Source organism: Methylomagnum sp., assembly GCF_054333355.1.
Genome location: NZ_JBTEKS010000230.1, coordinates 1 through 7194, shown reverse-complemented (window position 1 = coordinate 7194; position 7194 = coordinate 1). Strand labels below are relative to the sequence as shown.

The 7194-nt window shown below is 60.4% G+C and carries 11 protein-coding genes; 10 read left to right on the top strand and 1 reads right to left on the bottom strand.

What is annotated here, in order from left to right:
- Positions 1-49: 49 nt before the first annotated feature.
- Entirely contained in the window at positions 50-430 is a 381-nt protein-coding gene (locus tag ACXWUF_RS15585) for a type II toxin-antitoxin system HicB family antitoxin (protein WP_458495572.1), read from the bottom strand.
- A gap of 207 nt (positions 431-637) precedes the next feature.
- Here ACXWUF_RS15585 and ACXWUF_RS15580 point away from each other — a divergent pair, with 207 nt between their 5' ends.
- The 10 genes from ACXWUF_RS15580 to ACXWUF_RS15535 form a co-directional block, all read left to right on the top strand.
- Positions 638-916 carry a 4Fe-4S binding protein gene (locus ACXWUF_RS15580; RefSeq protein WP_458495571.1) on the top strand — a complete coding sequence of 93 codons (279 nt, stop codon included), beginning with the start codon at positions 638-640 and terminating at the stop codon, positions 914-916.
- A gap of 4 nt (positions 917-920) precedes the next feature.
- Positions 921-1358 carry an ArsC/Spx/MgsR family protein gene (locus ACXWUF_RS15575; RefSeq protein ID WP_458495570.1) on the top strand — a complete coding sequence of 146 codons (438 nt, stop codon included), beginning with the start codon at positions 921-923 and terminating at the stop codon, positions 1356-1358.
- On the top strand, positions 1355-2650 hold the full coding sequence (locus tag ACXWUF_RS15570) for an FprA family A-type flavoprotein (RefSeq protein ID WP_458495569.1): 1296 nt from the start codon (positions 1355-1357) through the stop codon (positions 2648-2650). Before ACXWUF_RS15575 ends, ACXWUF_RS15570 begins: the two co-directional genes overlap by 4 nt.
- Before the next feature lie 77 nt (positions 2651-2727).
- Positions 2728-3015: a 2Fe-2S iron-sulfur cluster-binding protein gene (locus ACXWUF_RS15565; protein ID WP_458495568.1), complete on the top strand. Its 288-nt coding sequence runs from the start codon at positions 2728-2730 to the stop codon at positions 3013-3015.
- 168 nt (positions 3016-3183) lie between these two features.
- Positions 3184-3534: a 2Fe-2S iron-sulfur cluster-binding protein gene (locus tag ACXWUF_RS15560; RefSeq protein ID WP_458495567.1), complete on the top strand. Its 351-nt coding sequence runs from the start codon at positions 3184-3186 to the stop codon at positions 3532-3534.
- 109 nt (positions 3535-3643) lie between these two features.
- Positions 3644-4228 carry a nitrogen fixation protein NifQ gene (locus ACXWUF_RS15555; protein ID WP_458495566.1) on the top strand — a complete coding sequence of 195 codons (585 nt, stop codon included), beginning with the start codon at positions 3644-3646 and terminating at the stop codon, positions 4226-4228.
- Positions 4229-4317: 89 nt separating this feature from the next.
- The gene (locus ACXWUF_RS15550; protein ID WP_458495565.1) at positions 4318-5178 is read left to right on the top strand and encodes an SIR2 family protein; all 861 of its coding nucleotides are present in this window, start codon (positions 4318-4320) and stop codon (positions 5176-5178) included.
- A 165-nt stretch (positions 5179-5343) separates the two neighbouring features.
- Positions 5344-5640 (top strand): type II toxin-antitoxin system TacA family antitoxin, encoded by a 297-nt coding sequence (locus ACXWUF_RS15545; protein ID WP_458495564.1) that lies wholly within the window; start codon positions 5344-5346, stop codon positions 5638-5640.
- A complete protein-coding gene (locus ACXWUF_RS15540; protein WP_458495563.1) occupies positions 5637-6137 on the top strand; it encodes a GNAT family N-acetyltransferase in 501 nt (166 codons plus the stop codon). Before ACXWUF_RS15545 ends, ACXWUF_RS15540 begins: the two co-directional genes overlap by 4 nt.
- A gap of 374 nt (positions 6138-6511) precedes the next feature.
- Positions 6512-7194 (top strand): nucleotide-binding protein (locus ACXWUF_RS15535; protein ID WP_458495562.1); only part of this gene is annotated, 683 nt, incomplete at its 3' end.

Genomic DNA, 7194 nt, shown 5'->3' with positions numbered 1-7194 from the left:
CTATGGCCATTATCCACTGCGTGCGCTGGGTTTCGTGCCTCAACCCAGCCTACCGGGCTGCTTCCGCAATAAACCCACTTCGAGTAGCCCCATGCGCCTTGGCATATTCGTCGATTTTAGAAAGTAACCGACGCGGCAAAGTAATATTGATCTTCTCGGCGCGGCCTTCATATCTTGAAGTATCCACATCAATCATCACCCAAACCCCGCCTTCAAACTCAGGATTAGTCCGGTGTTCCGCAATAGCACGCGGTAAAGGAATATCCTCCCCATCCGCCGCCATCCCCTCCAAATGAAGCTCAATAGCTTCCCGCCCCAACTCCAACGCCGCCTCAAACGTATCCCCCGCCGAAAAACACCCCGGCAAATCCGGCACCGTCACTCCATGCCGAACCCCATCATCCGTATGTAGCACCACAGCAAACCGCATCACACACCTCCGCTTTTCAACCCAACACGCATTACACCCCCATTGTCGCAATCCCGACAACCCCGCCCGCCCGCTTTGTCCGAATCCCCACATCGCCCCGAATAAATCCCCATAAAAATCAACGGCCTGCCAAATGGCACAAGGAATGCTCTAGCCAAACCAAGTGTTAAACCGAGCCACCCGGACCGACCAAGCAGGGGAAATATCATGGCGCTAGAAATCAATGCCTTGTGCGTCAATTGTTGGGCCTGCGAACCGCTCTGTCCGAACGACGCGATCTACGAAGCCTCGCCGCATTTCCTGATCGACCCCATGAAATGCACCGAGTGCGTGGGCGACCACGACGACCCGCAATGCGCGGCCATCTGCCCCATCGAGGGCGCCATCGTCGATGAACTCGGCGACGCGCTCAATCCGCCCGGCTCGCTGACCGGCATCCCGCCGGAAAAAATGGCGGAAGCCATGGCGGCACTACAGGCGCATTAAGGCCATGGCCAAAGTCCGCTTCTGGGAAAAGCCCGGCTGCATCACCAACACGCGCCAAAAGCAATGGCTGCGTGAGGCCGGGCACACCCTGATCGAACACAACCTACTGACCGAGCCTTGGGACGCGGACACCCTCCGCGCCTTCTTCGGCCCGCGCCCGGTGGCCGAATGGTTCAACCGCGCCGCCCCGGCGGTGAAGGAAGGCCGCGTCATCCCGGAACGGCTGGACGCGGACGAAGCCCTGCGGTTGATGCTGGCCGAGCCATTGCTAATCCGCCGCCCGCTGATGCAAGTCGGCGAACGGCGCGAGGTCGGCTTCGACACGGACGCCGTGGATGCCTGGATCGGGCTCATGCCGCGCCAGGACGCCAAGGCCAAGCCCGACCTGGAAAGCTGTCCCCGCGAGTCTGAACAACACCGCTCCGCCGGAGGCTGCCAATGAATCGGACGCCGGTCGAACAAGCCGTACACCAACTGGAACCCGTCGAAGTGTCGCCACGGGTCCACTGGATCGGTGCGCTCGATCCGAACCTCCGCACCTTCGACATCATCCTCCGCACCGCCAACGGCACCACCTATAACTCCTACGTCGTGCGCGGCAGCGCGGGCGTGGCGGTGGTGGACACGGTGAAAGAGGAATACGCCGACAATTTTTTCGCCCGGCTGGAAAAGGTCGCCCGCTACGACGAAATCACCGCCATCGTCCTCAACCATCTGGAGCCGGACCATACCGGCGCCCTCCCGGAATTGATGGCGCGGGCACCGCAAGCGCGGCTATACATTTCCTACAAAGCCCAGATGATGTTGAAGGCGCTGTTGAAGCGGGAAAGTCTGGCTTTTACCCCGGTCAACACCGGCGATTCCGTCGATCTCGGCGACCGCCATCTGGAATTCCTGCACACGCCGTTTCTGCATTGGCCGGATACCCAATGCACTTATTTGCGGGAGGAACAAATCTTGTTCTCCGGCGATGTGTTCGGTTGTCATTTCTGCGACCCCCGGCTGTTCAACGACGCCGCCGGGGACTTCCGCTTTTCCTTTGAATACTACTACGCCCACATCATGCGGCCCTTCCGGGAGTTCGTGCGGGGTGCCTTGGACCTGATCGAGCCATTGTCACTGGCGACCATCGCGCCGTCCCATGGCCCGATTCTTAGGGACCGACCCCAAGCGTATGTGGAGCGTTACCGGGAACTGGCGACGCCGCGCCTCAAGCGCGAAGTCCAGCCCGGTGAGAAGACCATGTTGATCTTCTATATCAGTTCTTACGGCAACACGGCACGCATGGCCGAAGCGATTTACTCCGCCGTCCGGGAAGTCCCCGGCGTCAGGGCGTCGCTCTACGACCTGGAGGGCGGCGATACCACCGCCTTCACCGATTTGCTGGAAGAAACCGACGCCCTGGTGCTGGGTTCGCCCACCATCAACGGCGATGCGGTTAAACCCATCTGGGATCTGCTGTCTTCATTCACCGTCATCGACATGAAAGGCAAGCTGGGGGCCGCGTTCGGTTCCTTCGGCTGGAGCGGCGAAGCGGTGCGCATGATCGAGGACAGGCTCCGTGGGCTGAAACTTCGTGTTCCCCTGCAAGGAGTACGGGTCAAGCTCATCCCCACAGCCGAAGAAATCCAGGAATGCCGGCAATTCGGGCTGGCCCTGGGCGAGGAGCTGATGGGCCGTCGCAAGGCGCGGGTGATCGACATGAGCGATCTGATGGCAACCTCAAGGGACTGAGAAGCGTCGCGGGGCCATCGGGCCACGCCGCCGCTTTACTTAACCCCTTCAAAACCAACTCTTTTTAGGAGAACACTATGGCTAAGGCCACCATTACCTTCGAAGACATCAACGTGACCGTGACCGTTCCGGCGGGCACACGGGTGATCGAAATTTCCGAGAAAGTCGGCTCCGGCATCACCTACGGCTGCCGCGAGGGCGACTGCGGCACCTGCATGATGAAAGTCACCGAGGGCTGGAACAACCTCACCGAGCCGTCGGTGCTGGAACACAAAATCCTGCGCGACAACTTCGCCGGCAAGCACAACCGGCTGGCCTGTCAGGCCCAGGTGTTGGGCGGGGAACTGTCCGTCCGTCCGGCGTAAATCAACCATCGTTCCCATGCAGAGCGTGGGGACGCCGCTATGGACGCTCCCGCGTCCCGAACGTCGTTCACTCGTTACGTCGGACTCGGGTCGCCGTAGCGGCCACGGATGCATTCCCACGCGGAGCGTGGGAACGATCCACAAATAAATTTTGAGAGGAAACCAATCATGGCCCTAGTGACATTCAGTAGCCCCGAATACAAAGACAAGACCATCTACGCCGTAGCCGGCAGCCACACCCAAACCGTGCTTAAGCTGGCGCTGGAGAACAAGATTCCGATCCAGTTCAGTTGCCAGGATGGCGAGTGCGGCACCTGCCTGGTGAAAGTCAGCAGCGTTGACAACAAGAACCAACGCATGGGCGGTTCCCTGACCGACAAGGAGCGCACGGTGCTGTTGGAACTGGGCAAGATCACCAAGGACGAGTTGGAAAACGCCTACGTCAACGACCTGCCGCCCCAATGGCGTCTGGCTTGCCAGATGATCGTGCGGGATGAGGATCTGCTGGTCGAGTATTAAGACCCTATAGGATGGGTGTAGCGCCGCGAAACCCATCGCGGCGCCACACCGGCCCGATGGGTTGCGCTAAAGCTCCACCCATCCTATGACACTGATTGAGGCCAACCCCATGAACGCCATCCTCAAATTCGACCTGCCCAGCCGCGAGGACACCCACGAGTGGTTGCGCCAGAGCGCCGCCCATCCAACGCCGAACGGCGAATGGCTGGCCCGGTTGTTGGGTAGTTGGTGTGGGGGGGAAGGCGCCTTGCCGGATTTCCTGGGGCTGGAGCCGCGTGCCTTCGAGGCCATGCTGGGGCACTTCTTCCCCGGCGTCCGAATCAGCGGCAAAGCGGTGTCCGGTCGCGCCGTGGACTTCTCGCGGATGCTGGAACGGCAAGACCTCATCAATTATCTGCGCCGCCACGCCGCGTTCCCGGACAGCCCGGAAGCGGAATGGATCGCCGACATCCTGGTCGCCGGCTGCCTGGGCGACGACCATTTGTGGCAAGACCTGGGGCTGTGGTCCCGCCAGGATTTGAGCGGGCTGATCGCCCACAACTTCCCCACCCTCGCCGCGCTGAACACGCGGGACATGAAGTGGAAGAAATTCATCTACAAGCAGCTTTGCGAGGCCGAAGGCATTTATGTGTGCCGGGCGCCTTCCTGCGAAGTGTGTGCTGATTATCCGAAGTGTTTCGGACCCGAGGAATAGTTGTAGGTCAGGCTTTAGCCTGACGCTACCGCTCCGTGAGACCCGGTATCGGGCTGAAGCCCGACCTACACCTATTAAAGAGAACGCCCATGACCCAATTCAACGACATCCTCCAAGGCTTATACGAGAACCGCATCGTCCCCTACCTGGGGCCGGGCGCATTGGCCGGCGCCACCCACGCCGTCACGGGCGAGCCCATGCCTGCGGGCAGCGATAGCCTGATTCTCGCCATGAACGACGGTCGGCCCATGGCGCCGAAACTGATGTACGAGTTTCCCCGCGCCGCCATGAACCTGGAGCTGAAGCGCGGGCGCAGCTTCGTCGAGCGCTTCCTGCAAAAGACCTACGGCGAGACCCGCTGGACGCGGGCGGCGCTGCACGACTGGTTGCTGAGCTGGAAGCCGAGCTATGTCATCGACATCAACCGCGACACCCAGCTTCAGGACTCCTACGCCGACACGCCGCACATTTTGATTCGCGGCCTGGCGCGGATCGCGGGCACCGACTATCGGTTCGCCATCCATCAATACGACGGCACCAGCTACCGCGAAGTGACTCAGGACGAGGTGGACACCTCGCTGCCGATCCTGTTCAAGCCCATGGGCAGCCCGCTGCCGAAGCCCACCTTCATCGCCTCCGACGCCGACTACGTGGACTACATCACCGAGTTGATGGGCGGCTTCGCCATCCCGAGCTTCCTCAAGGAATCCCGCCAGGGCAAGCAATACCTGATGATCGGCCTGCCGCTGAACCGCGATTCCGAACGGATGGTGATGACCGACATCACCTACGCCTCGGCGGAGCCGCGCGGCTGGGTGTTGAACAAATCCCCCACCAACAAGGAGAAGCGATTCTGCGAGCGGGTGGGGCTGGTGATTCTCGACGCAGGGTTAGACGACCTGCTGGCCGCCGCCGGGTGGCCGCCGGAGAGCCAACTAAAAAGCGCCTGACTTCACAAGGCAGCCCTCCCGAACGGTTCGGGAACTCAAGGCCGGTCATCCACGAGGGTGGCCGGTTTTTTTATGCCCTGGAAGTGATGGTGGCACGGTTTGGCGTTTGTGTGAACACGGTACTAACATGGGCCTTATTTTTGAACCTTAGCGAGAGTCGCCGCCATGTCCTCAATCCCATCGCAAATCCGCCCGCAACGCTCGGCCCGTCTCGGGATTCGCGCCACGCCCGAACAGGAATCCCTGCTGAAACGGGCTGCCGAGGCCCGCCACAAATCGCTGACCGAGTTCATTCTTGATAGCGCTTGCGCCGCTGCCGAGCAGACCTTGCTCGATCAACGCTTGATTATGGTGTCCGGCGACGAATACGCCGCGTTGCTCGATCTGTTAGACCAACCACCGGAAGACAATCCCGGTTTGCAACGGCTGTTCACCAAGCAAGCCCCGTGGGAGTCGGCATGAGCCTATTGGCACCCGAAGCGCTCGCGGCCCATGACGCACTGGAAAGCTTCGACTGTGGCCGAACCGTATTGAACGACTGGCTGATTCGTCACGCAAGGCAGGCGCAAGGCAGCGGTTCGGCGCGGACGTTTGTCGTGGCGGATAACGGGCGGGTGGTTGGTTATTACAGTCTGGCCGTGGGACAGATTGATACGGCGGATGTGCCCGAGCGGGTTCGCAAAGGCATGGGCCAATATCCTATCCCTATGATTCTACTGTCGCGGCTGGCCGTGGATGGTTCCTGCCAAGGGCAAGGCATTGGGACAGGTTTGCTGCGGGATGCCATTAGGCGGACCTTGGCGGTCGCGGAGCAGGTTGGCGTGCGGGCCATCATGACGCAATCCATCGACGACGCCGCTAGCCGGTTCTATCAGATATTTGGTTTCATCCGCTCGCCGACCATCGCCAATTATTGGTTGCTGTTGTTGAAGGACGCCCGCCAGCTATTAGAAACCTGAGCCATTGCCGGAGTTCGGCGAGGTGCAAGCCGACCGTCCGCGAGGATGGCCGACTTTTCCACCCCCTCCAAAATCCCGCGTTCTGTAGCCCGTAGATGCGCTGACGAAGGAAACGCACCGGTCGCGAAAGAAGCGTTTCGTACCTCAGCGCATCCTACATAAGCTGGCCCGCTCTCCCAAAACCCCACATTCTGTAGTCAATCCGACAGGCCCGATTTCCTAATGTCGGATATGTCACGCGCCAAACCCTCGGTCGAATACAGACAAAATCATTGAAAATCAATGGTTTAAAAACAAAACCCGATTTGGCACGCCGTCTGCAATAGAAGGGTGGAACGCTGTTCCAACACCACCCAACTGACTGGAGAACAACCATGGCAAAGAAGTTGCGTCAATGCGCCATTTACGGTAAAGGCGGTATCGGCAAATCCACCACCACCCAAAACTTGGTGGCGGCCATCGCCGAACTCGGCCACAAGGTCATGATCGTCGGCTGCGATCCGAAGGCCGATTCCACCCGCCTCATCCTTCACGCGAAGGCCCAGAACACCATCATGCACCTGGCCGCCGAAGCCGGCAGCGTGGAGGACTTGGAGCTTGAAGATGTATTGAAAGTCGGCTACGGCGACGTGAAGTGCGTCGAGTCCGGCGGCCCGGAGCCGGGCGTCGGCTGCGCCGGTCGCGGTGTCATCACCGCCATCAACTTCCTGGAAGAAGAAGGCGCCTATGACGAAGAGCTGGACTTCGTGTTCTACGACGTACTCGGCGACGTGGTCTGCGGCGGTTTCGCCATGCCGATCCGCGAGAACAAGGCCCAGGAAATCTACATCGTCTGCTCCGGCGAAATGATGGCCATGTACGCGGCCAACAACATCGCCAAGGGCATCGTGAAGTACGCCAACTCCGGCGGCGTGCGTCTGGCCGGCCTGATCTGCAACTCTCGCCAGACCGCCCGCGAAGACGAACTGATCATGGAGCTGGCCCGCCAGATGGGCACCCACATGATCCACTTCGTACCCCGTGACAACGTCGTGCAGCGCGCCGAAATCCGCCGCAT

What these genes read in the sequence shown, in the direction of transcription:
- ACXWUF_RS15565 (WP_458495568.1), top strand. Translation starts at nt 2,728, where the DNA reads ATGGCTAAGGCCACCATTACCTTCGAAGACATCAACGTGACCGTGACC.
- ACXWUF_RS15580 (WP_458495571.1), top strand. Translation starts at nt 638, where the DNA reads ATGGCGCTAGAAATCAATGCCTTGTGCGTCAATTGTTGGGCCTGCGAA.
- ACXWUF_RS15560 (WP_458495567.1), top strand. Translation starts at nt 3,184, where the DNA reads ATGGCCCTAGTGACATTCAGTAGCCCCGAATACAAAGACAAGACCATC.
- ACXWUF_RS15570 (WP_458495569.1), top strand. Translation starts at nt 1,355, where the DNA reads ATGAATCGGACGCCGGTCGAACAAGCCGTACACCAACTGGAACCCGTC.
- ACXWUF_RS15555 (WP_458495566.1), top strand. Translation starts at nt 3,644, where the DNA reads ATGAACGCCATCCTCAAATTCGACCTGCCCAGCCGCGAGGACACCCAC.
- ACXWUF_RS15540 (WP_458495563.1), top strand. Translation starts at nt 5,637, where the DNA reads ATGAGCCTATTGGCACCCGAAGCGCTCGCGGCCCATGACGCACTGGAA.
- ACXWUF_RS15550 (WP_458495565.1), top strand. Translation starts at nt 4,318, where the DNA reads ATGACCCAATTCAACGACATCCTCCAAGGCTTATACGAGAACCGCATC.
- ACXWUF_RS15545 (WP_458495564.1), top strand. Translation starts at nt 5,344, where the DNA reads ATGTCCTCAATCCCATCGCAAATCCGCCCGCAACGCTCGGCCCGTCTC.
- ACXWUF_RS15575 (WP_458495570.1), top strand. Translation starts at nt 921, where the DNA reads ATGGCCAAAGTCCGCTTCTGGGAAAAGCCCGGCTGCATCACCAACACG.
- ACXWUF_RS15585 (WP_458495572.1), bottom strand. Translation starts at nt 430, where the DNA reads ATGCGGTTTGCTGTGGTGCTACATACGGATGATGGGGTTCGGCATGGA.